This is a genomic window from Bradyrhizobium sp. TM102 (assembly GCF_009176685.1).
Taxonomy (GTDB): domain Bacteria; phylum Pseudomonadota; class Alphaproteobacteria; order Rhizobiales; family Xanthobacteraceae; genus Bradyrhizobium; species Bradyrhizobium ottawaense.
Genome location: NZ_AP021855.1, coordinates 2,865,318 through 2,891,094 on the forward strand (window position 1 = coordinate 2,865,318; position 25,777 = coordinate 2,891,094).

23 protein-coding genes are annotated in these 25,777 nt (G+C 59.8%); 7 read left to right on the forward strand and 16 right to left on the reverse strand.

What is annotated here, in order from left to right; translation table 11 throughout:
- Positions 1–3: 3 nt before the first annotated feature.
- From GDN70_RS13490 to GDN70_RS13520, 7 genes are all read right to left on the reverse strand, one after another.
- Positions 4–1,215, reverse strand: a complete 1,212-nt coding sequence (locus GDN70_RS13490; RefSeq protein ID WP_038947259.1) for a glycosyltransferase family 1 protein — start codon at positions 1,213–1,215, stop codon at positions 4–6.
- Positions 1,212–1,979 (reverse strand): class I SAM-dependent methyltransferase, encoded by a 768-nt coding sequence (locus tag GDN70_RS13495; RefSeq protein WP_038947260.1) that lies wholly within the window; start codon positions 1,977–1,979, stop codon positions 1,212–1,214. The genes GDN70_RS13490 and GDN70_RS13495 overlap by 4 nt, the downstream gene beginning before the upstream one ends.
- Positions 1,976–3,094 (reverse strand): DegT/DnrJ/EryC1/StrS aminotransferase family protein, encoded by a 1,119-nt coding sequence (locus GDN70_RS13500; protein WP_038947261.1) that lies wholly within the window; start codon positions 3,092–3,094, stop codon positions 1,976–1,978. The genes GDN70_RS13495 and GDN70_RS13500 overlap by 4 nt, the downstream gene beginning before the upstream one ends.
- Positions 3,091–3,537: a hypothetical protein gene (locus tag GDN70_RS13505; RefSeq protein WP_038947262.1), complete on the reverse strand. Its 447-nt coding sequence runs from the start codon at positions 3,535–3,537 to the stop codon at positions 3,091–3,093. Before GDN70_RS13505 ends, GDN70_RS13500 begins: the two co-directional genes overlap by 4 nt.
- 116 nt (positions 3,538–3,653) lie before the next feature.
- Complete coding sequence (locus tag GDN70_RS13510; RefSeq protein WP_152102653.1) at positions 3,654–4,829, reverse strand: glycosyltransferase; 1,176 nt, start codon at positions 4,827–4,829, stop codon at positions 3,654–3,656.
- A gap of 13 nt (positions 4,830–4,842) precedes the next feature.
- Positions 4,843–6,156 (reverse strand): hypothetical protein, encoded by a 1,314-nt coding sequence (locus tag GDN70_RS13515; protein WP_038947264.1) that lies wholly within the window; start codon positions 6,154–6,156, stop codon positions 4,843–4,845.
- Positions 6,143–7,498: a hypothetical protein gene (locus tag GDN70_RS13520; RefSeq protein WP_063712056.1), complete on the reverse strand. Its 1,356-nt coding sequence runs from the start codon at positions 7,496–7,498 to the stop codon at positions 6,143–6,145. The genes GDN70_RS13515 and GDN70_RS13520 overlap by 14 nt, the downstream gene beginning before the upstream one ends.
- A 327-nt stretch (positions 7,499–7,825) precedes the next feature.
- Between GDN70_RS13520 and GDN70_RS13525 the strand changes: the two genes are divergently transcribed.
- Genes GDN70_RS13525 through GDN70_RS13535 form a run of 3 tightly spaced genes read left to right on the forward strand, consistent with a single transcriptional unit; the run spans position 7,826 to position 10,464 of the window.
- A complete protein-coding gene (locus GDN70_RS13525) occupies positions 7,826–8,887 on the forward strand; it encodes a Gfo/Idh/MocA family protein (RefSeq protein WP_038947266.1) in 1,062 nt (353 codons plus the stop codon).
- Positions 8,884–9,354, forward strand: a complete 471-nt coding sequence (locus GDN70_RS13530; RefSeq protein WP_038947267.1) for an acyltransferase — start codon at positions 8,884–8,886, stop codon at positions 9,352–9,354. Before GDN70_RS13525 ends, GDN70_RS13530 begins: the two co-directional genes overlap by 4 nt.
- Before the next feature lie 12 nt (positions 9,355–9,366).
- Positions 9,367–10,464: a DegT/DnrJ/EryC1/StrS aminotransferase family protein gene (locus GDN70_RS13535; protein WP_152102654.1), complete on the forward strand. Its 1,098-nt coding sequence runs from the start codon at positions 9,367–9,369 to the stop codon at positions 10,462–10,464.
- Here GDN70_RS13535 and GDN70_RS13540 read toward each other — a convergent pair.
- The gene (locus GDN70_RS13540; protein ID WP_083859272.1) at positions 10,461–11,744 is read right to left on the reverse strand and encodes a glycosyltransferase family 4 protein; all 1,284 of its coding nucleotides are present in this window, start codon (positions 11,742–11,744) and stop codon (positions 10,461–10,463) included. The genes GDN70_RS13535 and GDN70_RS13540 overlap by 4 nt on opposite strands.
- Positions 11,674–11,982, reverse strand: a complete 309-nt coding sequence (locus GDN70_RS34920) for a hypothetical protein (protein WP_049806485.1) — start codon at positions 11,980–11,982, stop codon at positions 11,674–11,676. The genes GDN70_RS13540 and GDN70_RS34920 overlap by 71 nt, the downstream gene beginning before the upstream one ends.
- Positions 11,983–12,429: 447 nt before the next feature.
- Here GDN70_RS34920 and gmd point away from each other — a divergent pair, with 447 nt between their 5' ends.
- Both gmd and GDN70_RS13555 read left to right on the forward strand, forming a co-directional pair.
- On the forward strand, positions 12,430–13,500 hold the full coding sequence (gene gmd, locus GDN70_RS13550; protein ID WP_038947271.1) for a GDP-mannose 4,6-dehydratase: 1,071 nt from the start codon (positions 12,430–12,432) through the stop codon (positions 13,498–13,500).
- Positions 13,481–14,434: a GDP-L-fucose synthase gene (locus tag GDN70_RS13555; protein ID WP_038947272.1), complete on the forward strand. Its 954-nt coding sequence runs from the start codon at positions 13,481–13,483 to the stop codon at positions 14,432–14,434. The genes gmd and GDN70_RS13555 overlap by 20 nt, the downstream gene beginning before the upstream one ends.
- Before the next feature lie 609 nt (positions 14,435–15,043).
- On the opposite strand, the gene GDN70_RS13560 is transcribed toward GDN70_RS13555, so the two are convergent.
- Complete coding sequence (locus GDN70_RS13560; RefSeq protein ID WP_370093412.1) at positions 15,044–15,985, reverse strand: NAD-dependent epimerase/dehydratase family protein; 942 nt, start codon at positions 15,983–15,985, stop codon at positions 15,044–15,046.
- Between the two features lie 1,688 nt (positions 15,986–17,673).
- Between GDN70_RS13560 and GDN70_RS13570 the strand changes: the two genes are divergently transcribed.
- Entirely contained in the window at positions 17,674–18,237 is a 564-nt protein-coding gene (locus GDN70_RS13570; RefSeq protein ID WP_038947275.1) for an HAD-IIIA family hydrolase, read from the forward strand.
- 418 nt (positions 18,238–18,655) lie between these two features.
- On the opposite strand, the gene GDN70_RS34925 is transcribed toward GDN70_RS13570, so the two are convergent.
- The 6 genes from GDN70_RS34925 to GDN70_RS13605 all read right to left on the reverse strand — a co-directional run bounded on the left by GDN70_RS34925 (position 18,656) and on the right by GDN70_RS13605 (position 24,825).
- A complete protein-coding gene (locus tag GDN70_RS34925) occupies positions 18,656–18,823 on the reverse strand; it encodes a hypothetical protein (protein ID WP_157158039.1) in 168 nt (55 codons plus the stop codon).
- A 589-nt stretch (positions 18,824–19,412) separates the two neighbouring features.
- The gene (locus GDN70_RS13580; protein ID WP_038947276.1) at positions 19,413–19,619 is read right to left on the reverse strand and encodes a hypothetical protein; all 207 of its coding nucleotides are present in this window, start codon (positions 19,617–19,619) and stop codon (positions 19,413–19,415) included.
- Positions 19,620–20,332: 713 nt separating this feature from the next.
- Positions 20,333–22,009: a recombinase family protein gene (locus tag GDN70_RS13590; RefSeq protein ID WP_152102655.1), complete on the reverse strand. Its 1,677-nt coding sequence runs from the start codon at positions 22,007–22,009 to the stop codon at positions 20,333–20,335.
- A 263-nt stretch (positions 22,010–22,272) separates the two neighbouring features.
- A complete protein-coding gene (locus tag GDN70_RS13595; protein WP_152102656.1) occupies positions 22,273–22,851 on the reverse strand; it encodes a hypothetical protein in 579 nt (192 codons plus the stop codon).
- Positions 22,848–23,990 (reverse strand): ERF family protein, encoded by a 1,143-nt coding sequence (locus GDN70_RS13600; RefSeq protein ID WP_152102657.1) that lies wholly within the window; start codon positions 23,988–23,990, stop codon positions 22,848–22,850. The genes GDN70_RS13595 and GDN70_RS13600 overlap by 4 nt, the downstream gene beginning before the upstream one ends.
- On the reverse strand, positions 23,974–24,825 hold the full coding sequence (locus GDN70_RS13605; RefSeq protein WP_370093410.1) for a YqaJ viral recombinase family protein: 852 nt from the start codon (positions 24,823–24,825) through the stop codon (positions 23,974–23,976). Before GDN70_RS13605 ends, GDN70_RS13600 begins: the two co-directional genes overlap by 17 nt.
- A 194-nt stretch (positions 24,826–25,019) precedes the next feature.
- Here GDN70_RS13605 and GDN70_RS13610 point away from each other — a divergent pair, with 194 nt between their 5' ends.
- On the forward strand, positions 25,020–25,463 hold the full coding sequence (locus GDN70_RS13610; protein WP_244625880.1) for a hypothetical protein: 444 nt from the start codon (positions 25,020–25,022) through the stop codon (positions 25,461–25,463).
- Positions 25,464–25,777 lie beyond the last annotated feature (314 nt).

The window sequence follows — 25,777 nt, forward strand, 5'->3', positions numbered from 1 at the left end:
TTATCAGCGGGGCATCAGCGCAAGGCGATGCTTGAGGCGGTCCATCTGCTGCCCGAAATGCTGTTGACCGAGCTCGGTCTCGCTGGCGAGCTGCTGCAGCCGCCGCTCACCCGCCTTGCGCAGCCGCAAGGACGTTCCTTCGGTCCGCAAGCTGATGATCGCGTTCGCCAGCGAATCCGGATCGTCATAGTCGAACAGGATCGCGGCATCGCCTGCCTGTGCCTTGAACGCCTCGGGATAGATCACGGGCGTTCCTACGGCCCACGCCTCGAGCGGGGGCAAGTTGGTCGGACCGAAATAGCTGGGCATGACGAGGGCCGCCGCGCCCCGATAAAGGGCGGCAAGCTCGGAGGACTCCACGAAGCCCAGTATCGTGACCTGGCCGGCAAGCCCGTAGGCGGCGATCGCCGCGTCGATCTTTTCGCGGCCGCCACGATCCGATCCGCACAGCACCAGCCGCTCAGTCCGGCCCTGCTCGCGAAGCCTCGCAAGAGCCGACAGCAGCGTGAGATGGTTCTTGTGTGGCCAGAACTGAGCCGGGTAGAACAGATAGTCGCGTTCGAGCCGATACTTTTTCAGCACGGCGTCGTCGGCGCCGCTGTCGGTGCTACCGGCCGATGAGACATAGATCGAAGGGGAGAACGGGATCGAGACCATGCGCGATCTCTCGACGGCATAGCGCCGCGAGAGATCCTCGACCAGTTCCGGTGCATTGACCAGCACAAGCACCGCCTTCATGCTGCCGAGGCCGAACAGGATTTCGCGTCGCTCGAACTCTCCGAAAGCGCGCACTTCCGGGAATTCTGGAGCGTCACGATGGCAGCCATCAAAGATCGTGATGATGAAGGGAAGCTGATAAAGCAGCAGATGCCGCTTCGAGGTCGACGTGAAATGCACGACGTCGATGCCGTCACGGATCAGAGCGCGCTCGAAGGGTGACTTCAGCTCCAGCCCAAGCTGCACGAGGTCAAACGGCTTGCAATATTTAAGGAAGAGGAAGGCGTAATCGAGCATGCCGAATTTCAGCAGGCGTGCCTTGATACCGAACTCCTTCAGGATTTCCTGGGTTTTCGGATAGGGCGAGTAGACGACAATCTCATTGTTGGACTTGGCGGCCCAGTCGCGAAGCCAGAGGACGTCGTTCAGCGGCTGCTGAAACCCGCCGCCGACCTCGAGGGCCTGCTCCAGCATCACCGCCAGTCGCAACGGTCTCACGGCGACAGTCTCTTTCTGGCGATCGAATAGGCGGCCCAGGTCTTGGAGTTCGGCGTGTCTTCGGTGAGCCAGGCGTAGTTGCCATCCGGCTCAAATCCGCTGGCCCTGAGGGACGCTTCGATCTCGAACGGAAACCAGTAGCGCATGCGGTGCGTCTCGTCGACGCGACGGATGATCGAGCGGTCGGTGTCCTCGCAGAACAAGGTGTAGTTCACGAAGACCGTGGCGTCGGCCTCATCATGGTCCGATTGCGCAATGCGGGTCAGCCGCAGTGGCTTGCGCTCGATCACCTTGACCCGGGTCTCGACGCCTTGCGCCAGCACGGCGCCGCCATACCAGTAGTCGAAGAGATAGACCCCACCCGGCTTGAGCGCCGCGTGGGCCGTTCTGAACAGCGCCTCGAGTCTTGCGAGATCGCGCTGGTAGCTCGCCACGTGAAACAGCGACACGACCGCATCGCAGTCGCGCTCCGGGCCGATCTCGCAGGCATCGCCCTGGCGGAAGGGAACGGGCAACCCGGCATCGGCCGCACGGGTCCTTGCCCTGGCGACCATTTCCTCGCTGAGATCGACACCGGCAACGTTCCAGCCGCGCCGGGCAAATTCGATCGCATGCAGGCCCGTGCCGCAGCCAAGATCGAGAAGCTTGCCTGATGTCACAGCGTGGCCGCGCAGGCGCCGTTCGACGAAATCCGCTTCGGACGCGTAATCCTTGTCCTGGTACACAAGATCGTACCAGGGGGCATAGTCCGCAAACACGGTCACGCCAAAATCTCCTTCAGCGCGTTCGCTGACCGGGCGATCTCGTCCTCGGTCAACGCCAGCCCGCTCGGCAGATAGAAGCCGCGGCGGGCGATGCGTTCGGCGACCGGGTGCGACTCGTCGAGCATGAAGCCCATCCGGCGCAGCACCGGCTGCTCGTGCATGCACCAGAAGAACGGCCGCGTGCCGATGCCCTTCTCGCCCAGACGCCGCATCGCCTCCGTGCCGTCGAACGGAACGTCGTCGTCAAGGACGATGGCGTAGACCCAGTAGATGTTGTCAGCATAATTGGTGCGGGCCACGGGACGGCGGATACCAGCCACGCCCTCGAGATGCTCGTCATACAGCCTGCCGAGCCTGCGCTTGAGTTCGACCGTGCGGGGCAGCTGTTCGATCTGTGCGACGCCGAGCGCGGCCTGCAGGTTGGTCATGCGCGCGTTCCAGCCGAGCTCTTCGTGGATGAAGCGCTGCTGCGGCTGGAAGCAGAGGTTGCGCACGCTTTGCAGCCTGTCAGCCAGCGCGTCGTCGTCGGTGAGGATCATGCCGCCTTCACCGGTCGTGACGTGCTTGTTCGGATAAAAGCTGAAGGTCGAGACAGCGCCGAAGCTGCCGCAGGGCGCACCGCGATAGGTCTGGCCGTGCATCTCGGCGGCGTCCTCGATGACCTCCAAGTTGTGCTTGCGGGCGAGCGCTAGGATCGGTTCGAGATCGACCGGCAGGCCGTAGATGTGGACCAGCATGATCGCGCGGGTGCGCGGCGTGAGCGCAGCTTCCACGCCTTCGACGGTCATGTTCCATGTCGCAGAATCGCAGTCCACCCCGACAGGGACGAGGCCGGCGCGGACCACGGCGGCGGCGCAACTGATGATCGTGAAGGTCGGGATGATGACTTCATCGCCGGGTTCGAGCCCGAGGGCATGGACTGCGATGTCGAGCGCGACAGAGCCGTTGGTCACGGCAACGCCATGGCGCCGACCTGCGACGCGAGCCATCTCCTGCTCGAAACGCTTGATGAACGGGCCTTCCGACGAGATCCAGCCGGTACGAACGCATTCAGCCAGATATTCGGCTTCGTTGCCGTCCAGCAGCGGGGTATTGACGGGGATGAAGCCGGTCACAGGCCCGGGCCCTTGATCCGAATTTGCGACGCGTCGACTTCGTCGAACCTGGTCTTGTCGTTCTCACCGGAATAGGGGCCCTGCTTGACCTCGAACATCTCGACGGGCTCGAGCACATGAAAACCATGTGCGCCGCTGCACAAGAGAATGATGTCGCCAGCACACAGAACGCGGCTCTCGAGATAGTCTTCGCTCACGGTGTAGAAGTCGACCTGGAGCTTGCCCCTCTGGATCAGCAGGACTTCCTGCGTGTAATGCACCTCGCGCGTCACCTTGTTGTGGCGATGCGGCGCGATGCTCTTACCCTCTGGATGGCTCATGAACGCGAGCTGCTGCGACAGTTCGGGCGTCGAGAAGAAATGGATGCCCGCCTCGCGAAACGAAGCGCGCACGATGATTGCATAGAGCTGGTCGCCGAATCGGACGTGTTCGACGTGTTCCATCTGCCGTTTTTCCAGAATACGATTATATTACAACGCGTTAGCGTTTGTGCCGGCGACTTTGGCCATTTTCCCCGAAATCGTCAAGAGTAATGCCCGCTTTTCGGATTTTACCGCGTTTACTGAATGAAGCGGAGAATTTCCTCGACGCGCCCGCGGAACGTGTGCTTCGCCAGCGTCTGCTTCTGCCCGTTCGCGGCAATCTCCATGCGCTTCTCGTTGTCCCCGAGGTAACGCTCGATGGCCGCGGAACATTCCTCACGCGACCGCCAAACCGCCACGTCCCGCTCCGGTTCGAAGAGAGTGTGCAGATTTCGCTTGAAGTCGGTCAGCAGAAAAGAGCCGACGCCGGTGGCTTCGAACAGCCGCATGTTGCCGGCCTCCTCGCCGGCCATGTCGATGTGGGAATTCAGGCTGATCCGCGATCGTCGCAGCACATCGTACATTTCGGAACCCCATACTTCGCCCTGAAAGCATCGGCGAAGCGGAGAAGTCACGGGGAGCGAGTTCGGAATGTTGCCCCATAGCTTGAGGTCGTGGCGCTCTGCGACGAATTCCAAAAGCGCGATCCGGTCCCGGTGATCCTCCGATACCGAACCGACGAAGGAGACATCGATGTCAGGAGTGGGCGCCAAAGACAGCGCATCCAGGACGGCCGGCTCGAAGGCAAGGTGGCAGACCTCCGCGCGAACGCCGGCCGCCCGAAACGACCCGACAACCCTGGGCAGCTGCGAGAGCATCAGGTCGTACGCGTTCCAGTCCTCTCCCTTGGTCGGCTCGATGCCGACCTGTCCGATCACGACGCGCACGCCCAGATCCCTCATGCGTCGCACCAGTCCGGTGCTGACGTAGAAGACGTCCTGGTTGAGGATGAGCTCCGGCTTGAAATCCTCGATCTGCGCGAGCACGACGCGTTCGGCCTGCTCGCTCAACCGCGGGCTGAGGCCGAGCCGTCGGGCCCACGGCCGCAGCGCCGGCTTCAGCGGCGCGATGGTACGCTGGAGCCAGCCAGGTAGCCGCTGCTTCCTGCTGGCGCCAAGACCGGCGTCCGTGCCGAGCGTCATTCCGTGCTCTCGCGCCCAGGCCGATTGCAGGGACAGATTGTTGACGTGGACGTCGGCGGCCTGGTGGCCCAATGCCGTGAAATTGCGCGAATAGAAATCCGCGACGCCGAACAGGCTCGCGTTTCGCGCGGCCATCTGTTCGGCGTAACTGGCCGTATCCAGTCCGGGGTGACGACCATATAGCCACGCGAGGAACCGCGGATAGTCGGCGTTCAGGACGAGCGTGCGCATCGAACTCCAGTCCTCACGACGTTGATCGGTGCTGCAGATCCGCGAAAGCGTGTCGCGGCAGAACATACCAGAGCAAAAACAAGATGGCGGCGCCGTTCGTTATCATCAAGACGGAAAGCGGTACGTTGAGGAATATCTGCGTCACCATCGCGCTCGACAGGATGATGAACCGGGGCGGCAGGCCCTCCGAGAGGTGATTCCCAATCGAGAGAATGAGTCCGGCGAGAAGCGCGCTCGCCGGTGCCAGAATGCTGCCGACTGATGCGACCCCTTCGGTCGCGAGAAAAGATGCATTGAGATTACCCGCCGGGTAACTCTTCGCAATGACCAGAGAGAGTTGCTCGCTGTATGGGCAGGTGACCAGACGCTTGATCACCGAGATCTGACAGAAGTGCGTGAGGTCATGTCGCGAGAAGAAGTCGTTGTAGACGTCGAGTGCGATCGATGGATAGGCGATCATTCGGAAATTGATCGTTCCGAAGTAGTTCAGGTAAATCGACCGCGGAACCGGTCCGTACTCGGACAGTATTGCCAGGACGACTCCCAGCGCTATCGGACCGAGCAGTGACACGATGACTGCAACTCTTGGCTCGAGGCGGGTGGAGATGAACCACAGGAGACCGAGCCAAGCCGGTGCAAACAGGGCTGTCTTGGTCAGCGTCACCGGATAAAGGGCTACGAAGAGGAGCAGTATCGCTACCGCGGCGGTGCGGGCCCGCATTTCGATGCAGCAGGCAAAGGCGAACGGGAGCAGCGCTCCTAACGCAATTCCCATGGCGTATTGAAGGAGGGGCGGAAATCTCAATTCGTCCCGGAATTGATAGATGTCGGTAAACCCCACCAGTTTGAAATTGTAGAAGACGCCAGTGGCGACGATCGCCAGGGTTACGGCGGCAATCGCAGCGATGAGGAGACGCAGAGTTTTTACAGAGATCGTGTGTCTCGGCTTGATCGGCCATCTGAGAAAGAGGGTGGGGACCAGAAATGCTGCGGCAGAGATGATCGCCGAAAAGACAGGCAGGCTGTGATCGTATTCCAACTTCGAAAAAGGAGTGAGGCAAACGTAACCGAGAACCGCTGTGTAAACGTAGAACGAGAGCAGATAGCCAAAGCTGAATCTTGCGAAGGCCATCATGCATCCCACAGCGACAACAGGAAGTGCGAGAAGCACTGCATGGCCGATGTGAGAGACGTTCCAGCTGAAGAGGTGGAGATAGCCGTACAGCTGCAAGACTACCGCGAGCGAGACACAGCAGGCGACCGTGTGAATCGCAAGAAGTGCAAGTAAGGGTGCCTGCGACGTGTTGAACTGATCAGAAATTGTCATCGTCGTCGTGGCCCTGAGAGGATGTCGGCCCGGCATTTTGCAGTACAGCGCGCGGTGCAATGTACCAGAGTAGAAAAAGGACTGCTGCGCCATTGGTCACGAGCGCGATGGTGAAGGGCACGTTCAGGAAAATATGGAGCTGCAATCCGCCTGACACCAGCACGAAACGTTCTGGGAGTTCGGCGGAAGCGCGGTTCGCGAGGCTGATCACCAGCCCACATACGAGAGCCGCGACAGGCGCGAGGAGGGTGCCGACCGACGCGATACCCTCCGTCGCAAACAGCGAGGCGTTGAAGAAACCCAGGCGATAGCTATCCTGCATGTAGATGGAAAGCTGATCCGTGTACGGGCATGATATGAGCATCTTGATCACGCCGATCTGGCAAAAGCGCGTCAGCTCGTGGGTTGAGAAAAAATCGTTGTAAAAGTCGAGGGCGCTCGCGGGCATTCCGATCATACGAAAATTGACGGTGCCGAAATAAATTAGGAAAGGGTACTCCGCCAGCAGCCTAAGCTTGTGCGCCAGCACCAAAATCAATCCCGCGGACACCGGCAGGAGAAGCGAGAGAACGGTCGCGGTTCGCGACTCGAAATAGATCGACAGGAGCGTGAGAAACAGCAGCCAGCCCGGCGCGAGCAGCGCGAGTTTCGTCAGCGTGATCGGATAAAACAGCCCAAGAACCAGCAGGCAGATCGCTGCATATGCGTACCGCTTCGTCTCATAGAAGCTGGCATAGGCAAACGGCAACAGGGCTCCGCAAACGATGCCGATGGCGTACAGAAGGGGCCTAGGAAGCGTGATTTGCTCACGATACTGGTAGATATCAAGCGGATTGACCAGCTGCCGGTTGAAGGTCGCCCCGATCGCGAGAACAACGGTCGATATCGCTAGAATGCCCCATAGAAGAGTGTCGAATTGCCGGGCCGTTAATTTCAATCGCCAGGGAAAAGCCGGGCGATCGAGGAGCAGCGCGGGAATGAGAAATGCGGCCCCGGACACAAAGGCTGAAATTGCGGCTGTGCGATGATCGTAGTGAAATGTCGAGAACTCGATCAGCCAAAGATAGCTCAGGATCAGCGTGAAGAGATAAAAGCCGAGTGCATACCCGAAGCTGAAGCGCTGCCTTACGAACAGAACCGAAAACACGGCAAATGGCGCGGCCACGGCTGCCGCGGTTAGCGCGCGAGGTAGGCTGCTCTCCGCCAGGGGCAGAAGGCGCCGATAGTATTCACCCACGAAAATCAGGGAAACCCAGCAAGCCGCGACGTGGCACACGATCAGGATGGTCAGTCGGTATCGGACATCCGACAGCGACGGCGCTGAAACGTCGGTGCTTTTCATCGGTGGGGTTGCGTCCTGCAGAGTATCGCGTGCTCCGTATCATGGAAGGTGCGGCGTGGCCACAGATAGCCGAGCCAATCTGTGGTCGGCCGCCGACCTGGAGTTCCGGCTCCGGTTAGGAAGCGCGGTTAGGCACTTGGCGCCTTCGCGACCCCGCCGGCGGTGGCGGCCTGAGGTCTTCCGGAGCTCGTTTTGCACAGCCGGCAATTCAGAGCAGGTGCATTATTGGCTTGATTGATAACGGAATTTTCGAATATAGGCTTTTACTTCAGCGCGCGGTCAGGACGAATATTTCGTGCGGCAGTGCCGATCGTGAGGATGACCTGAATGATCAGATTTGGCCTGCTCGGTTGCGGACGTATCTCGAAGCGTCACTCGGAGTTGTTGGGGAGTGGTCAAATCGAAGGCGCGCGCCTCGTGGCGGTCTGCGACAAGGTCAAGGCACGCGCGGATGCCGTCGCCACGAAGTTCTCGGTCCCGGCCCATGACGATCTGAACGAATTTCTCGCGCGTTCCGACATGGACGCCGTCGCGGTTCTGACGCCGAGCGGCATGCACCCGGAGCACGCGATCGCCTGCGCGCGGGCGGGCAAGCACGTCGTGGTCGAAAAGCCGATGGCGCTTCGGCTTCAGGATGCCGACGACATGATCCGCTCCTGCGATGAGGCTGGCGTGAAGCTGTTCGTGGTGAAGCAGAATCGTTTCAACGTTCCGGTCGTCAAGGCGCGCGAGGCGCTGGACGCCGGAAGATTCGGGCGGCTTGTCCTCGGCACCGTGCGGGTGCGCTGGTCCCGAGACCAGTCCTATTACGATCAGGACGCCTGGCGCGGCACCTGGGCCTATGACGGCGGTGTGCTGACGAACCAAGCTAGTCATCACATCGACATGCTGGAATGGTTCTTCGGCGACGTGGTGAGCGTCCACGCCCGGGCAACCACCGCGCTCGTGAAGGTCGAGACCGAAGATACGGCGGTGGCGACGCTGAAATTCCGGAACGGCGCGCTCGGCATCATCGAGGCGACCACGGCGGTTCGTCCAAAGGATCTCGAAGGCTCGCTCTCGATCCTGGGTGAGAAGGGAACGGTCGAGATCGCGGGCTTCGCGGTCAATCAGATCAGGCACTGGAATTTCGTCGATCCGCTGCCGAGCGATCAGGTCGTAATCGAGAAATTCTCGGTCAATCCGCCCAACGTCTACGGCTTCGGCCACCATGCCTATTACCAGCACGTCGTTGATTGCTTGTTGAATCAGCGCGCCGCACTGGTCGACGGTCTGCAAGGCCGCAAGAGCCTTGAGCTGATATCTGCTCTCTACGAGTCGATCGAGACTGGGCAGGAAGTAGCGCTTCGCTTCGAGCCGCGGCGGAGCAAGCTCGGAGTGCTCTCGTGAGCGGCCAGCCGCAAGTTCACCAGGTCGGCGTGCGCGATGTCAAATTCGGTCAGCGCGTCAAAATGGTCGAACCTTGCAATCTCTATGGCTGCGAGATCGCCGATGATTGTTTCATCGGCCCCTTCACCGAAATCCAGGCCGGCGTCGTTGTCGGCGCTCGCACGCGAGTGCAATCGCATGCGTTCATCTGCGAATTGGTATCGATTGGGGAAGATTGCTTCGTCGGGCACGGCGTTATGTTCATCAACGACACGTTTGCGACCGGCGGGCCAGCGCGCGGACGTCGGGAATTGTGGCGCTCGACGAAAATCGGCAATCGGGTTTCGATCGGCTCGAACGCCACCATCATGCCGGTATCAATTGTGGACGACGTCGTGATTGGAGCCGGCTCAGTGGTCACAAAAGACATTACCGAGTCCGGCAGTTACGCCGGAAATCCTGCCCGCCGCCTCAAGAGCAAGACCTAGGGAATAGCAATCATGCCGGTACCTTACGCGGATCTCGGGCTCCAATATCAGTCAATCAAGGATGAGATCGATGACGCGATCGCGGCGGTCGTCCGCGACAGCGCCTTCATTCGGGGGCCTTATGTCGATGCCTTCGAACGAGAGTTCGCGACCGCCGCGAGTGTCGAGCACTGTGTGTCCTGTGCGAACGGCACCGACGCGCTCTACCTCGCGATGGCGGCGCTGAAGGTCAAGCCGGGCGACGAGGTCATCACGACGGCGCATTCCTGGATATCGACGTCCGCGATGATCACTCATGCCGGCGCGCAGGTCGTGTTCTGCGACACCGATGGCGAGACGTTCACGATCGATCCTGCGGCGATCGAAGCGGCGATCACTCCGAGGACCGTCGGCATCATCCCGGTGCACCTTTTCGGCCAGCCGGCCGACATGGAGGCGATCATGGTCATCGCGCGCAAACACGGCCTCTGGGTCATCGAGGACTGCGCCCAGGCGCATTTGGCGCAGTACAAGGATCAGCCGGTCGGGACGTTCGGGGTGGCCGCGACCTATTCATTCTATCCCGGCAAGAATCTGGGCGCTTTCGGCGATGCCGGTGCGGTCGTGACTGGTGACGCTGCGCTCGCCGAGCACATGACCATGCTGGCTCGCCATGGTGGCCTTGTGAAGCACAAGCATCTGATCGAAGGCATCAATAGCCGGCTCGACGGAATGCAAGCGGCGATCCTGTCGGCAAAGCTCAGGCATTTGCAGGCCTGGACCAAGGCGCGCCAGGATGCTGCGGCAGTCTATGATGCCGGCCTTAATCAACTCGAAGGCGTGGAGGTGCCTCGCGTAGCGCCCGACCGCACTCATGTTTATCATCTCTATACGATCAAGCACCGGAAGCGCGACGCTCTCGCGGCGTATCTGGCCGAGAATGGGGTGCAGACGGCGATCAACTACCCGACGGCCCTGCCATTGCTTCCTGCCTATTCGCGACTTGGACACAAGCCTGAACAGTTTCCGATGGCCTTTGACGATCAGAACAAGATTCTTTCGCTGCCAATGTTTGCGGAAATCACGCGCGAGCAACAGGAAGAGGTCATCAGGCTGATCAAGAACTTCTAGTCGTTGCTCTCGCGCAAGCGCTGCACGATGTCACGGTAGCGCTGAGTCGATGATTGCTGGCTGTACTTCAGCGCAACGACGGCCGCCTTGCGGCCGCGCTCGAGCGTCTCCGCACGATCAGATGCGGCAGCCGAGATCGCCTGCGCCAAATTGATCGGATCCTCCGGGGGGACGACCCAACCAATGTCCTCCTCAGCAACGGCAAGCCCGGCTTCCGAATTCGGTTCCGTTCCAACGATGACGGCCCGCCCGACGGCGAGGAGATTGTAGAGCCGGCTTGGGATCGAGACCCCGGCGACATTTCGCCGGTAAGGGATGATCCAGACGTCGGCCATCGCAAGGAATTCAGCAAGCTGTTCCTCGGGCACCGGATCCAGCAAGGTTACGTTTTTCAGATTTTCCGAGGCGTGAAGGGCTTTCAGTTCGTTCCAGCCCATGCCCCAGCCGGACAGGACGAAGTGTATGTGCCTCTCATGCTGGAGAAGCCGTGCGGCTTCAAACACGGTGCGAGGCGCATGCGTGAAACCGAGATTTCCGCAGAGCCCGACGATAAACGAAGCCGAGAAGGGGTTCCTGAAATCGCTGGCGTCATTAGGCTCACGGAACCCGATCGGCAGCAATGTCCAGTTGGGCACGAAATGGATGGTATCTGCAAGCACGTGTTGATAACGCAGCAGCAGCGGAGGGACGTCACGGCCTATGACGAAGATTGCGTCCAAGGATCTAAACAGCCAGCCATTGGCCATACGCAAGAGGCGTGTGACGAGCGATGTCGGACGCGCCAGGCCGGCAGCCATCAGAGCCTCCGGGTAGAGATCGTAGATCAGGAGTGCCGTCCTAGCGCCCCGAAGCCTTGCTGCAAGTGTAATCGCGTAGGGTAGTGTAAAGGGGCTGGTGACCGACATCACAACGTCACCCGGCGTTGCGCGTCTATAGACGCCCCAGAACAAACGTATCGCTAACGCGGAACTCGCGATGAGGCGCCTGACGAGAGCCTGTTTGGGAGGTCTCCAATTTGCGATCTCGACCACATCGGGCGTGTCGCTGCCGGAGTTCTGCTTTGCAGAGCCGTATGTCCCCGACAGGACAACCGTGTGCATGTCGAGTGCGATCGCATTGGCGATCGCACCGAGATAGATCGCTGTCGTGCTCGGGTCGGGCGGATAGTATTCCGTTGCGAGAATGAAGCTAGGAGCTTTTGCCACGCCGCTATCCATTCCGCAGCAGCGGCAGGATGAAATCCCGCAGAATTCCGTCGCGGCCTGGAAGACCTGCTGCATGCGCAGCTTCGAAGGTCGAGGGCCCTCCGCTCGCGTCGCCTGGAAATTTGTTCAGAAGGTCGATGGTCATGCCAGGCTGCGCCATGCGGCGTTCACTGACACGCAGGTACCGCTCGATGCATCCGTAGGGATGAGACGGACCATATTCGAAAGCACCGATGCGTGCACCCTGCGCCTCTGGTTCACCCGCCATCCAATCGTGCAGCCGATGTATGTCGGTCTTCTCATGGAAACCCATCGCTATGCTCGACTGTGGGTAATCACAAATGCAAAATAGCCGGCTTTGTTGGTCTCTTTGACGGCCTCAATCGCGCTTCGGTCCAGTCGAATTTTCGACCTCGCACAAATAGTCGGTGTCAACAGTTGGAATGCTGGCGTGATCGGAGAAGACAGCCGGGCGCAGCGGTTGGACAATCGCTGGGCTCTCTCTGTCGCGGGGCATTTAGGCTCGAAGCTTGTATCTTTGTTAGGGGGCGAAATCGTCGCGGCGGCCAACCGCCTGAGCGCTCAGTACCACGATTGTGTTCCAGGTCAAATCCGTCCCCGCGCTTCCGGCAGCCCAGTTTGCAGGCCGTTTGCCGGGGTTGACGGCGCTGGATGATATGGCCAAAGAAGAGGCACGGGGAAATGCGCTTCGTTTGGCCCCCTGATCCATCAATTCGAACCTGTGGGAACAAGGTCGGTCATGACTCAACGTGTCGCTCTCATCACCGGCGTGACGGGTCAGGACGGCGCCTATCTCGCCGAGCATTTGCTGTCGCTTGGCTATATCGTCCACGGAATCAAGCGGCGCTCGTCCTCATTCAACACTGCACGCGTCGATCATCTCTACCAGGATCCGCATGTCGGCGACGTACCATTCCTGATGCATTACGGCGACATGACGGACTCGACTAATCTGATCCGTCTGGTGCAGCAGATCCGACCGACGGAGATCTATAACCTTGCAGCTCAAAGTCACGTCGGCGTCAGCTTCGAGAGTCCCGAATACACCGCCAACGCGGACGCAGTTGGCGTGCTGCGTTTGCTGGAAGCGATCCGTATCCTTGGTATGGAGAAGGACACACGATTCTACCAAGCCTCGACCTCCGAGCTCTACGGTCTCGTACAGGAGATCCCGCAGAAGGAGACGACGCCGTTCTATCCGCGGTCTCCTTACGGCGTCGCCAAGCTCTATGGTTACTGGATCACGGTGAATTACCGAGAAGCCTATGGCATGTTCGCGTCCAACGGCATTCTGTTCAACCATGAGAGCCCAATTCGCGGCGAGACGTTCGTTACCCGCAAAATAACTCGTGGCGTCGCTCGCATTGAGATCGGGCTAGAGGACGCGCTTTATCTAGGCAATCTCGAAGCAAAGCGCGACTGGGGGCACGCTAGGGACTATGTCGAGGGCATGCACATGATCCTCCAAACTGACAAGCCTGATGATTTTGTGCTCGCCACTGGCGAAATGCATTCGGTACGAGAGTTGGTCGAGCTTGCATTTGCCAAAGTCGGCCGACGCATCGAATGGCGCGGTGCGGGCGTCGAGGAAATCGGCGTGGATACTATTAGCGGCAAGACTGTCGTGAAAGTCGATCCAACCTATTTCCGGCCCACCGAGGTGGATCTTCTCGTCGGCGATGCCAGCAAGGCGCGCCATGTGCTCGGCTGGAAACCGAAGCGGAGCTTTGCCCAACTAGTCGAAGAGATGATGACGAGTGATCTCGCCGAGGCGAAACGAGACGCAGGCAATGGTAAGCGCAGCTTTTGAGCTGAAGGGTAAGAAGGTCTTCGTCGCCGGCCACCGCGGGATGGTTGGCAGCGCCCTCGTGCGTCGGCTGGCGCGGGAGGACGTCGAACTCGTCACGGCAGATCGGTGCGAGGTCGATCTCTGCAACCAGGCCGCCGTATTCGACTGGTTCGCCAAGACACGACCGCAGGTAGTTTTCCTAGCCGCGGCAAAGGTCGGCGGTATCGTCGCCAACAATACGCTGCGTGCCGAGTTCATTTACGAGAATATCGCGATCGCGGCCAACGTAATCCATGCTGCCCATATGAACGGCATTGAGAAGCTTATGTTTCTTGGGTCGTCCTGCATCTATCCGAAGCTGGCGCCACAGCCGCTGCGCGAGGACTCCATTCTCACAGGTCCGCTGGAGCCAACCAACGAACCTTATGCGATCGCCAAGCTCGCAGGAATCAAGATGGTGGAGGCCTATCGCAGACAGTACAACAGCGACTTCATCAGCGTGATGCCGACCAATCTGTACGGCCCCGGTGATAATTATCATCCTGAACTCAGCCATGTGGTCGCCGCGCTGATCCGCCGCTTTCACGAAGCAAAACTCGCGCACGCAGAATGCGTAGCAGTTTGGGGAACTGGCAAGCCGAGGCGCGAATTCCTCCATGTAGATGACATGGCGGATGCCTGTGTACATCTCATTAGAGTCTATTCCGGATCAAACTTGATCAATATCGGCTCTGGTGAAGACATCACGATAGCTGAGTTCGCGCGCGTTGTGGCGGCGGTCGTGGGCTATCAAGGCGAGATTAGGTTTGACACCTCGCGACCCGATGGCACACCGCGCAAGCTACTCGACATTAGCCGGCTCGCCGAGCTCGGCTGGCGCGCCAAGACGCCGCTCGAACACGGGTTACGGCAAGTCTACCAGGAATATTCGTTGACATACTCCACCAGCTTGTAGTCGTTGATCGAGTCAGTTGCATGCCTGGAGTTGCTCGCAACTATTTCGCGGTGAATCGCTAGCAGGTCCAAATCACAACCGAACTCATCAGCGCTTCGGCCTAGTCACATCGAACCGGGCACATAATAGTTCGACGTATGCAGATGATCGGCCTGGAACAAGCGCGGAGCCTCGACAGAGTTGAACAGAACGCAATCATCGAGAAACTACATCCCACACCTTGACACCGAAGGGACTGCCCGCATGCTCTAGCAGTCGCAGCAAGCAGCTAGCTTAGTGAGGGAATGGAGTGAATGGTCTAGTGTCCCGGCGAAATGCGAAAGATCTAAGAAGCCAGGCAGGAAGCGTTTGGGCATCCATCAGGGCTTTGCTCTGGATAGCGTTGCTAGTTGCAACCGTCGGTTTTGTCGCCTTCTACGTTCCATGGTGAGCGAAACGCACGTTGTTTCTCCAGGGAAGTTGTTACAAAGCCCTGTTAACCCGCGAACCTTATCAGCTCATGGCCCAATAGTGGAACCGGTAAGCATGCATCCCGCAGTTTGGGATTGTCATCACCCGAGGAGATATTGGGCCAACTTAGATTGGTTTGATTGCCGCGCTGCGCGGCATCTATGAGCGTTGGGTTTGCAAGGCGAGCCGCAGACCCTCGTCGAGCGGAACTTGCGGTCGCCATCCCGTGGCGATCGCTTTGGAGGTATCGAGCTGAAGCGACCCGATCAAGCTGTCCTGGATACCCTGCTGACCGATCAGGTCAAATAGTCTGCAAAGTAGCTTCGGCGGTACGCTAAGCAGCCGTGGTTTCTTGTTGGACGCCATTGCTAGGCGCTCAATGAATTCGGGAGTCGAGACCTGCTCGTGATCGGCAATGAGAAAGATATCGAAGTTGCCCTCACGATCCGGATGTGCCAGCCGATAAAAGATGAAGGACGAGAGATTTTGCACTGCGAGGAAGGCCCGACGATTTTGGATCGCTGCAAAGGGCAATGGCAGACCCAAATTAACGGCTCGCGTGAGCAGCGCAAAATTACCCTTCGCACCCGCACCATAGACGAGCGGCGGCCTGATCACCGATATCTTCATGGCGCTTTCGCGCGCCAGCGCCCTTAGCCCAGCTTCCGCCGCCGCCTTGGACTTGCCGTAGAGCCCTTGCGGTGTGGGGAGATCAACCTCGCTAAAAGGCGCACGGCCATCATTGCTGCGGCCATGCACAAGAACTGTGCTGACGAAGATGAAGTGGTGCACTCCCGCCATCGCAGCACGGCGCGCCAGGTGCAACGTGCCTGCAGTGTTGACATCGTGGTAAAGTTGGACCGCATGCTCCTCGTACTTGTGATGTACACGGGCGGCGAGATGCACAACGCAATCGATACCTTCGAGTGCGGCTGACCAATCGGTGTTGGGTCCGATGGATTCGATCACAACTTCATTGTCTATGCCCTCGGAGTGAAGGACAGCACGCCGGACCGACCATCCTTCGCGCTCCAAAGTGGGTGTAACATGACGACCGATAAAACCGTTCGCTCCGGTTACGAGCACTCTATCGGGCATCATGTTCCATCCTCGTTGGCAAATGCTGACTGCTACAGATTCTGCCGTGTCGTGCGACGCATCTGCGCGTTGAGACACATTCTCACAACTCAAATAATTCGTGGTCATCTCTTATTCAACAAGATGATCCCGCATCAACTAAGGACAAGGGCGTCCCGATGAGGAGCAAAAGCGGGTTCCAACACGAAGAGCCAGGCACGTTGTATTGCGACCTGGAATAGCAGCCGAGGGGCCAGCTTTACTCCCCTCCGACTCATCTCAGTTACGAGCAGAGGTTTGCAGTTTCGGCGAAGATTGTTCATCTCTCTCAGCAGCATTAGGCGTCGAAACTGTGTGCCGTTTTAGGAGCGCTTCGAATAACGAACGAGTTTCGCGCGCCTGAACGTGGACTTCCATGCTAATCCCATGATGAGCGAAGCCATACGGTCGAAGACGGGCTTCAAGATCGATCGCAGCAGACGCATCTAGTTGCCAATCCATCGCGTTATGGATGGTGTAGATTTCAGCCACATCCTGGAGGTGGGCGTGCCCGCAAGATCGAAGCGGGGATGGGTCATCTCAATAGCCTTTTGGCCGTAGGTATTCAGGAGCTTATGACGCAGTACTCGATAGTGTTGCATCTGCCATGCGAGTTCGGCGTGGTTGGTGCTCTCTGGGCAGAAAATGCGGCGGTGGACATGGCGCCTCAAACTGAGGAGGCAAGACGTTCGGCTACTGCGATAGAGGCTGACAAACCATTCATTGACCTCGCGTCATAGGGATGCGACGACTGTGCCCCAACTGGCCGCTCCGTTCGTTGGATGGACGGGACTCGCACCCCAACGATCAGAAGAGGCGAGATCTGCATATTGCTCCATCAGGTCGTCCCAGGGGCCGTGGTTGAGCGAACTTCAAGTGATGTGCATCAGCGGGGGTCTTCTGGTAAAGGCAACCCTGGGTCCGAATAAAGGCGAGGTATCCTTGCTTCGTTTCCGCGGCGGGCTCTTTGGGGAAGGCGAGGCCGACCTTGTCGACGTGCATCCTCCGGCATCAGCTTTTTCAGATCGGCCTTGGCAGCCTCGTGTCCGCTATGGGACTCTCGCGTCACCACCTAGGTCGCCGCTGGTTAAAGGTCGACATATCGCGACCTTGACAGCTTCCGGGCGCGGACAGGTCGTCTCGAATTGGAGAGGATGGGCGGCTCGCCGCTCTGGACAGAGCGCCAGAACTGCTTTTCGGTCGTGAGCAGGAGGGCTGATAGAGCGGATCAGCGTGGATCTTGTTCTCGCCCCATATGCCGCCACCGGGAGAGCACCGAGCTGCGGGCGGCTGTCACCACATGTATTGTTAGGGCCGCGGCCGAATGCCTAAAGCCCGCGTCCGCGAGGCGGGATACCGGCGCAATGATCGACGTAGGCGCCCTGTCGACTCAGTACCGCTCCAATCACCGATGAAGGCCAGTCCTTTCTGCAGCAGCATTGTTGCTCGATTTAACGGGAGAGAATGGCTCCTTGCTTTCACGCGCTTTGGGCAAAGGACGACCAGGCTGCTTAGTTCCAAAGTGACAAAACTCACCCAATTTTCGCATGAGCAGCAAAGAGCAGCTGTTAAGGTGTATAAAGAGCACCGGTCGGACCGTTGCGACATATTGAAATAAAGTAGTCATTGTCAGAAGATCGGAGGATATCTCCTACAACTTGGACCACTGAGCTTTGAAGCGTCCGGCAGTGTTTTTTGATCGTGATGGCGTCCTCAATGAGGACGACGGCTATGCTTTTGACCCGGACAAGATCCGATGGGTTGACGGAGCCCAAGAGGCCGTCAAAGCGGTCAATGATGCCGGTTATCTCGCATTCGTCGTGACGAACCAATCAGGAGTTGCGAGGGGATTTTACGAGGAGCGGCATGTTCGCAATTTGCACGAATGGATGTCGCGTGAGCTTGAAAGCTTTGGCGCGCATATCGATGCGTTCGAATTTTGTCCACATCACCCCGATGGCCTCATTGAGCGTTACCGTCTCCTCTGCAACTGTCGTAAGCCGCAGCCGGGGATGATCAGAGCCCTGCTTGAGCGGTACCCAGTTGATATCGATGCTAGCTTCATGATCGGCGACAAGCAGAGTGATCTTGATGCGGCGCAAGCGGCTGGCATCGCGGCCTACCTATTTGATGGGTCAAACCTCCATTCGTTTATCGGCCGGCTGTTAACGGAGTGGTCCCCCGGTCCCCCGCCTCAAATACTGCCGCACCGCAGAGGTTCGGGAACGAAAGATTGATGCCGTTATTTCGCAATCGACGGATCGATCGCAAGCTGCTGAAATCCGGGAGAAAGTTGGCGCCAAAGCGACAAATCGAAGCCAATCGCGCAAATGCAGCGAACAGTACCGGCTCGCTGGGAAAGCAATAGCAAGCCGCAACGCTTATCGGCATGGTCTAAACCGTTGGTCCTGGTTTTACTGGGCTCGATGCAGCTTTTGCCCGGGAGCTCAAGGGCGCGAATTTGGAAGCTGCACTTCAAGATCTGACTTAACTCAGGAGTCAAGAAAATCCCGCGAACTCCTCGGGCTAGGTCTGATCCTGGTCGGGGTCGAGGGCGCTGAACGAAGGAAATGAGATTGCTGTCGACTTGGGCTCAAACGCTTGTAGCGGCACGAGGTATGAGATCACAAGCGGGTCGGGAGCGTCGAGGCGGACTCAAAATGCGCGGGCAACCCGGGAAATCTCGTCCAATTTGGACAGCTCGCATTCTGCTGCTAATAATATTTTCAAAGCCTTGGAGCGTGCATGAACTACATTTTCCCACTGCTGGCCGTCGCCATCACCATCGGCCTTTTTATGCTCTACGCTATGGCGCGGCAGCATCTCCGTCGATCCCGGCCCGCGGATGAAGTTCCTCGCTGGCCGGATTCCAGTCTGAGGTAGGCGCCCCTGTGACTTACGTCGGCATATCGCTAGACAACCGGCCTACGAGGGTCAGTGGTCGCCAAACGGCGTGCATCGAAAAAACCGAAATTTCGCTTGCTCTGTCGGGCAAAACAGTGGTTTATGAGGTGCTGGTCCAGCCGCTAATGGAGCCCAGCCAATGGCCGACGAATGCAAGGCTTTGTCCGATCTGCCGGAACTAGCCAAGCTTAACGGAGAATTCCGAAGGAACTACGGGAAGCTTCTTGGAGCTTTCTTATATCTGCGTTCGATCAGTGCCGCCCGTGGACGGTCCTGGTTTTGGACCGCTCTGCTTTCAGCCGTTTGCTCCGCCGCGCTGGCGTGGCTGGGGAAGCGGGGTATCTCGCTATAAGCCGCAGGTGATCGGCTGGAAAACAATTGGCCGTTGGCGGTGCATGATTCACAATCCGCGCTCTCTCAATCAAAGAGCGATGCACCTCACGACCACGCGAGCGATTTGACTGCGGCGAGATCGCTGCAAGGTGCAGACGTGCTGATGAGGGGCCCGTTAAACCACCCCGCCGAAGTCGATGCCTTCCTTGGCGAGCTTCTCGGCTTCCTCTGCGGAAGCGGTGGGCTTCGTATCAAGGTAGGGATGTTCAGAAGCCGGCAGGATGGTGCGGATGTTCTGGCCATCCGCCCGCGTGATGCGGGCAACCCAGCCCCGCTGGCCGTGCTCAAATCGATCAATGTGGTACTGTTTGTACGTAATCATGACTCTCAAACGCAACTGACGCTGAAGGCCTTATCTATATGAGCCGGCGCCGCTGCACAACGGGTGTTAAAGCCAAGTTAATGTCCCGCCAGTCCGGATCGGCGTCTCATCGGTCTTAAGGTTCATAGAAAAACCCGCCGACTTGGGAGCCGGCGGGAGTTAACTGAGATTGCGACCGCGTGGTGGTCGCCTGCTGTCCCTAGCACGGCGGCTTGCCAGTGTTAAACGGGGGGCTTGCCCGTTTTTTGCTCATCCATGCACGGTCTGCGGCCGGCGACGACGGCGTTGTGGTTTACAGCAGCCGAAGCTGAGATTGCTGACCCGGCAGCAGCCCGGTCGGTACCACCCGCCCTTTCGAGCCTGACGCGATCCGCGCTCTGCAACTTGCCGACGGAGGTCGGGCCGGCTCGGTGGCGCCCAATACTTGCGTGGCCGCTCGTCGAAGCAGCACCTCGAGAAGAGGCTAGTCGCGATCTGGGCCTACGGCGGCGAAATCACGAGCGGCAAGCTCCAATTCGAGCTCAGTGATCCGCTCGAAGATGCGAGCAGCGATCCTCTCCGACTCCTGGACAGTCAGCGACCGGATGCCCAAAGAGGTGAGTTCGTCCCTTAGGATTTTCGCGACAATCGACTTAACACTCATAGTGGACACTCATAGGGGGCATATCCTAAATGCGAGCATCAAAGCTGACCCTGAGCGTCGGCACAAGTTCTTAAAAGCGGTTTGCCGGACGTCGACGTCGTCGGTGGATGTTGCTGGTTTTGAGATGAGGTGCTTTCGGCCGCTTGCTCCTTGGCTTCTGCGTGGCGCGGGAGGCTGGATCCGGCTTTGTTAGTCGTCGGGTGATGGCGTGAACGAGGCCATCGATCGTCTTGAAGCTCGCAATTCCCCGCCGCGCTCGCGATGATTCGGAAAAGCGGATCGTGCGCCTTACTTTGCCGTCGGTCGGCAACAATACGTAATCGAGTACGGTTGTGTTGTGCTCGGCTAGCCGGATAGCGGCAATCCAGCCGTCAGGGAGGCACGTCTCGCGCTGAATGCTCCAGTGGGGGGCATGGCTTGGCTTTCGACCAGGGGTCCAGCGGGCCGCCCTAACGGAGAGACAGGCGGTCCCGTCCACCCGCAGGCAATCGCTCCAGCCGCCCGAACCAATGCGCCCGCCTGCCGCCCTAATCGCGGCGGCGACCTGTTGGACAAGCTTTGACCTCAACTCGGACCAGAGAGGACGAGCGTCGAGATATTCGTAATTCCGCTTCGGTGTGTAACCGAGCAATCGATAGAGGTTTCGAAAACTGCCAAAGTGTATTTGACAGGTCGCCGAGCAGGGCAATCCCGGTGTTCGATCGATGATGGCCGGGGTCAAACGGCCTTCTTTGAGTAGGGTTCGGCGCAGCCGGACAAGCATCTCCTGCTCGGAGAGATCAACGCGGCGTTCCTCGATGATCTTCTTGACTCTGAAAAAGATCTCGCGATCAATGATGGGTTCGATACAGCCCTCGGTTCTGATCCATTGTTCAGGCGGATTCCTCACTGCCGCCTGCCGTAGCTTTTGAGACTTTCGGTTGAAGACGAGGTTTCCGATATAGCTCTCGTTTCTAAGAACAATGCCGACCGCAGCGCGGGTCCATGGCACGCCTGTGCTCGAGGCGAGCCCTTTCCGGTTGAGCTCCCAAGCGATGACCGTCTCGGATCTGACGTCCAAGAATCTTTCGAATATCCATTTCACGACCGCGATTTCCTTCGGGTCGCCGGGTCTTATGCGAATGTGGTCAGTGAGAATGTACTTTCGCTCCCCCTTCTTCATCACACGCCTGGTTTGCATCTTTTCATCGACGAGCTCTCGCACCAGCGCGTAGCCGGCACGACCGCAGGGTTTATAGCCGAGCCGCGCAAACCGACATTGACCGGCGTAGACTTTCGCTGAAAGCTCGCGGCTGTACTCGGCCGCCATCACCCGCTTGATGTTCTTGACGATGCTCGCAAGCATGCTGCCGTCGTTTTCGAATTGCTCAGCACAATAGGCCACCTTGATGCCAGCGCGTCTGCAAACGAACTCGTAATGCGCGCTTTCGTCAACGTCCTGGAAACGGCCCCATCGGCTAACGTCGTAGACCAGGAGATGGCCAAAATCGGCTTGGTTGCTCTCGACATCCTCCAGCAATTGAAGCAGGCCAGTCCTGTTCTTGATCAACAACCCGCTTTCGCCCTCGTCCTTGTAGGTGCGGACTAGCGTGAAGTTATGGGCGTGCGCATACGCCGCGATGACGGCGGCCTGATTTTGAATCGAGTATTGTTGCCGGTCGGTTGACATGCGGACATATTGAGCTGCCCGTACGCCGAGGAGCGACTTGGGCAGATGGGCTTTGTGAACGATGAGCGCATTACTCATTTCCACCTCGTCCGACGCAGGTTACTGCGACATAGAACTCCTCAGGATTCAGCTCTTCAAGAAAGATCTGTTGGAAGAGTGTCGCCCTCTTATTGCGCCTGCGAAGGGTTGGTTCGTTTCTAGCGGTCGGTCGCGACCATTCGGCCAAGCAACGCAGCCGCATCGTGCCGGCCCGGTTGATCGAGATGCGCAATGCGCCGCTTGCTGGGGCCGCCGGCTTCTGCACGGGTCTCAGTCGCGCCGGGGATCTGGCTCGGTCTCCCTCAGACGCGCGGTTGGCGCGGCGGTCCACTGAGGAAGCGCTGATTCCTGATCTCGCGAAGGAGCAGCATGCGCTTGGTTTGTGCGGCGTTGAGCAGCCCCTCGAACAAGGCCAGGACCTCGCGCGCCTGCACGTAGACTTCGGTGGTGATGGCGTGTTGGTCGAAGCCATAAGTCGCAAGCCGCGCGTCGATCTCGGACGCAGCGACGGGGTCACACCGCCAGCTCAGTGCATTTTGTAGCGTGTAGGTCTCGGCCTCCGCTTCGAACTCGGGATCAATTCCGACCATGTCGATGCGCCGCAGCGTCGCCTCAACCGCTTTTTGGCGATAGGTCTCGAGCAATTTATGCCGCAACATGCGGTAGCGCTGGATGTCCCAGGACAGCTCGGCGACGTCAATGGCGAGCAGCCACTCGATGGCGGACCGCGGCGCGAGGTCGGCAAAGATCGCCTGCTGAAGCGCCTGGTAGTGTTCGAGCTGTTCGCCCGGCAGCAGCAGGGGCGGGGGCGCCAAGAACTCAAACTCGACCGGCAGCTCGGTGACGGTGAGCTCGCGCCCGGTTTGGAACAGACCGTTCATCCGGCGGCCTCCGAATCCAGGTTTGCCGCAAGCGACGCGGCGCTCAGGGCGAGGTTGGCGGGATCGTGGACGGGGCTTGCCGCCCACAACTGCTGTGCCACCGGCAACGGCGCGATCTGCAGGTTCGCCCACCACGCCCGTTCGTTGCCGTGCTGATGCAGCTCCTGGTGATGCGCGCGGCACAGCGGGACAGTGAACTCATCGCTGACCTTACGGCCGAGCGCCCGGGCTTGAGCGAATTTCAGATGATGCGCATCGCACGGGGTTTGCCGGCACACCAGGCAGGGCTGCCCCCTAACAAACAACAGGTGCGCCTTGCTGCGTTTGCGCGGCGGCTCCTTGGGATAGGCGAGCCCGGCCTCGGGGAGCGCGGGTTGCAGCGCGGCCTCGGCGTCAGCAGCAGGCGCTGCGGGCAGGTTTGGCATGCCAGCCAAGTCGGCCGCCTGCTCCGCCTGAGCACGGCCAGCGTCCTCAAGCTTGGCCTGGTAAGCTGCCTCGACGTGCCGGGCATCCGGCTCCTGCAGGCTGTTCTTGAGCGGGAGGCTCGCCATGGCCCAGCGGAGCAGATCGGTGCTGGCAGGCAGCGCTTCGAGCTGGCGCAACAGCTGCTCCCGGAGTGCGGCGGACTCGCCCGGCCGCAGCACCGGGGCCCGGTTGAGAGCGCCCTTGCCGGGCGAGGCCTTGAGGTTCGGCGGTGCAGGGGAACCGGCGGCCGTATCCGGGGCGTCCAGATCATCCTCGCCGGCAATCCCGACCAGCGCGAACAGGGCGTAGCGTCGGGCGTAGGTGAGCGCCGCACCCATGCGATGCGGCGCCTCGATGTCCCGTGCGGCGCAGACCGGCCAGTCCGAGGAGATCCATTCGCCGGAGGAGTGGGCGAGCAGGGTGGTGAGATGGATGTGGCCGGAGGTTACCTCGACCCGGGTGGTCTGGATGGTGGCGATCTCCTGCAGGCTCAGCGTCTTGCGCACGATGTCGAGGCCGCTCGCCAGCGAGGCGTAGCGAAAGGTGCGGTCGTCATCGCGCAGGAACGGGGAGCGGATCTGAGCGGTCAGGGTCTTTTCCGGGTTGGTCAGTTCGGCTTGCGCGCGGGCCAGCGCCGCTGCGATCGCCCCGATATGCTCACTGGCCTGGTGCATGGACGGCCTCCATCTCAACCGGATCAAAGCTGACGGCGCCGGCTTTGGAGCGCTTGGCGCGAACGCCGTGGCCAAACGCCTCCTTGGCATCCTCCGGCAGCAGCTTCTTGAGCTCGGTCTTGGCCAGCTCATGCTCGCCATGGGCCTCGCGGGTGCGCAGATAGGTCGCCGCGCATTCGGCCCAGAGATTGGACGCGGTCATGTCGACGACCTTGACGGCGGCAAGCCGCGGCCGCGGGGTGTCGATGCCGAACAACAGCGGCGGCTCGCCGCTCTGCACGCAGCGCCAGAACTTCTTTTCCGCGGTCAGCAGCAGGTGCTGGTAGAGCGGGTCGGCATGCACGGTGATCTCGACCCATTTGCCGCCGCCGGTGATGATCGACAGCACGGCCGCGCGCGCCGCGACCACCCACATGTTGTGCTGCAGCTGCGCCATGTGCTTGTCGGCCGCCGCCTCTTCGGTAAAGGCCCAGGGCAGCATGAACTTGGCCTCGAACACCGCGCCGGTCGGCGCGACGATGCCGTCCAGCGTAGCCGCCATCCAGGCATGGACGGGGTGCCGCACCCGCTTCTGGATGTCGGTGATCGCATGCCCGGTGGCGTTCTGGTACCAGCTGCGATTGAGCGCTTCGGTGGCGCTGCCAAGCTGGACGATCAGGTTGCGCGACAAATCTTGCGGCGCGATCTCGCCGCGTTTTTCCCGCCACAAGCGCTCGAGCTCGTCCTGGTCCTGGCCCATGATGATGCGGGCGTCCGAGCCGCCGATGAAGGCGCGGCGGTCGTGGCGGTTGAATGTGATGACGGAGTGGGGCGCCGCGGCGCCCTCGGATGCAATCGTGGTCACCGGTCTCTCCTGGGTTGACGCGGCTTGCCGCCGCACCACCAAAACCCCCGCCACTGCGAGGGAGAGACCGGGGCCAAGGGCCCGCCGGCCGGTTTAGTGATTAACGCTCCTTTTGCGCGGGAATGCCAGTCCTTTCTGCAGCGAATTTGCTGTTCTTTGGGCCTGAAAACCCTTGATCTCTCAATGTGTTGGAGCGAGCTTCCGGTCGCCAAGATCAGCATCAGCCGAGGGCCTCGGACATGGCGTCAATTCGACAAATCGAAGCCAATCGCAGCAACGCCAAGCGCAGCACCGGCCCAAAAACGGCAGGCGGCAAGGCAAGGTCCAGCCAAAATGCGCTGCGCCATGGGTTGGCGCGGAGTGCTATCGGCGATGCTGCCGAGATCGAGAATGTTGCCGTCGCGATTGCTTCGGGGCTCAGGCATCCGATCACGCCCGATGCGGCGATGGCGCTGGCGCGCTCCAAGCTGGCGCTGCTGCGGCTCCGCAGCTTGCGGCAGGCGATGTTAGGCGCGCTTTTGACCGGCCCGCTGGCGGCAGATCTGAAAGGCCTTCAAGGCCTGGAGCGCTACGACCGGGCTGCTTTGGTGCAGCAGAGGCGGGCGCTTCGTTTGCTCAGGCTCGAGTGACGTTGGTGCGGTCATTTGGCTTCGTTCTGGAAATTGGCCGCGTCGCTCCAGAGCTGCTGCGAAACTCCTCAAGAGTCCACGCTGACTGGGTTTAGCGCGTGGGGCTGCTTGGGTGCCGACCCACGCGCTGGCGCCCACAATGATTCCCGCAACAGCTTCACGGCATCACGCCCAGCGCCTGGGCGGTCGCGACAAACTCCACGTCAACGTCATTTGCCGAAGGGGGCGCTGAGCCCCCTGATCGTGCTGATATTCACGTCTGGACCGGTCGCGAGCTCGACCATCCTGCGGCTCGGGCTGCACGATTTGGGTGA

Excerpts from the sequence above, each read along its gene's own strand:
- GDN70_RS34920 (WP_049806485.1), bottom strand. The coding sequence starts at position 11,982 with ATGGGTTTCCATGAGAAGACCGACATACATCGGCTGCACGATTGGATG.
- GDN70_RS13600 (WP_152102657.1), bottom strand. The coding sequence starts at position 23,990 with ATGCACCAGGCCAGTGAGCATATCGGGGCGATCGCAGCGGCGCTGGCC.
- gmd (WP_038947271.1), top strand. The coding sequence starts at position 12,430 with ATGACTCAACGTGTCGCTCTCATCACCGGCGTGACGGGTCAGGACGGC.
- GDN70_RS13595 (WP_152102656.1), bottom strand. The coding sequence starts at position 22,851 with ATGAACGGTCTGTTCCAAACCGGGCGCGAGCTCACCGTCACCGAGCTG.
- GDN70_RS13515 (WP_038947264.1), bottom strand. The coding sequence starts at position 6,156 with ATGACAATTTCTGATCAGTTCAACACGTCGCAGGCACCCTTACTTGCA.
- GDN70_RS13540 (WP_083859272.1), bottom strand. The coding sequence starts at position 11,744 with ATGCAGCAGGTCTTCCAGGCCGCGACGGAATTCTGCGGGATTTCATCC.
- GDN70_RS13520 (WP_063712056.1), bottom strand. The coding sequence starts at position 7,498 with ATGAAAAGCACCGACGTTTCAGCGCCGTCGCTGTCGGATGTCCGATAC.
- GDN70_RS13555 (WP_038947272.1), top strand. The coding sequence starts at position 13,481 with ATGGTAAGCGCAGCTTTTGAGCTGAAGGGTAAGAAGGTCTTCGTCGCC.
- GDN70_RS13505 (WP_038947262.1), bottom strand. The coding sequence starts at position 3,537 with ATGGAACACGTCGAACACGTCCGATTCGGCGACCAGCTCTATGCAATC.
- GDN70_RS34925 (WP_157158039.1), bottom strand. The coding sequence starts at position 18,823 with ATGCTGCCGCGCCATAGCGTAGAGCATAAAAAGGCCGATGGTGATGGC.
- GDN70_RS13535 (WP_152102654.1), top strand. The coding sequence starts at position 9,367 with ATGCCGGTACCTTACGCGGATCTCGGGCTCCAATATCAGTCAATCAAG.
- GDN70_RS13560 (WP_370093412.1), bottom strand. The coding sequence starts at position 15,985 with ATGATGCCCGATAGAGTGCTCGTAACCGGAGCGAACGGTTTTATCGGT.
- GDN70_RS13580 (WP_038947276.1), bottom strand. The coding sequence starts at position 19,619 with ATGATTACGTACAAACAGTACCACATTGATCGATTTGAGCACGGCCAG.
- GDN70_RS13590 (WP_152102655.1), bottom strand. The coding sequence starts at position 22,009 with ATGAGTAATGCGCTCATCGTTCACAAAGCCCATCTGCCCAAGTCGCTC.
- GDN70_RS13525 (WP_038947266.1), top strand. The coding sequence starts at position 7,826 with ATGATCAGATTTGGCCTGCTCGGTTGCGGACGTATCTCGAAGCGTCAC.
- GDN70_RS13510 (WP_152102653.1), bottom strand. The coding sequence starts at position 4,829 with ATGCGCACGCTCGTCCTGAACGCCGACTATCCGCGGTTCCTCGCGTGG.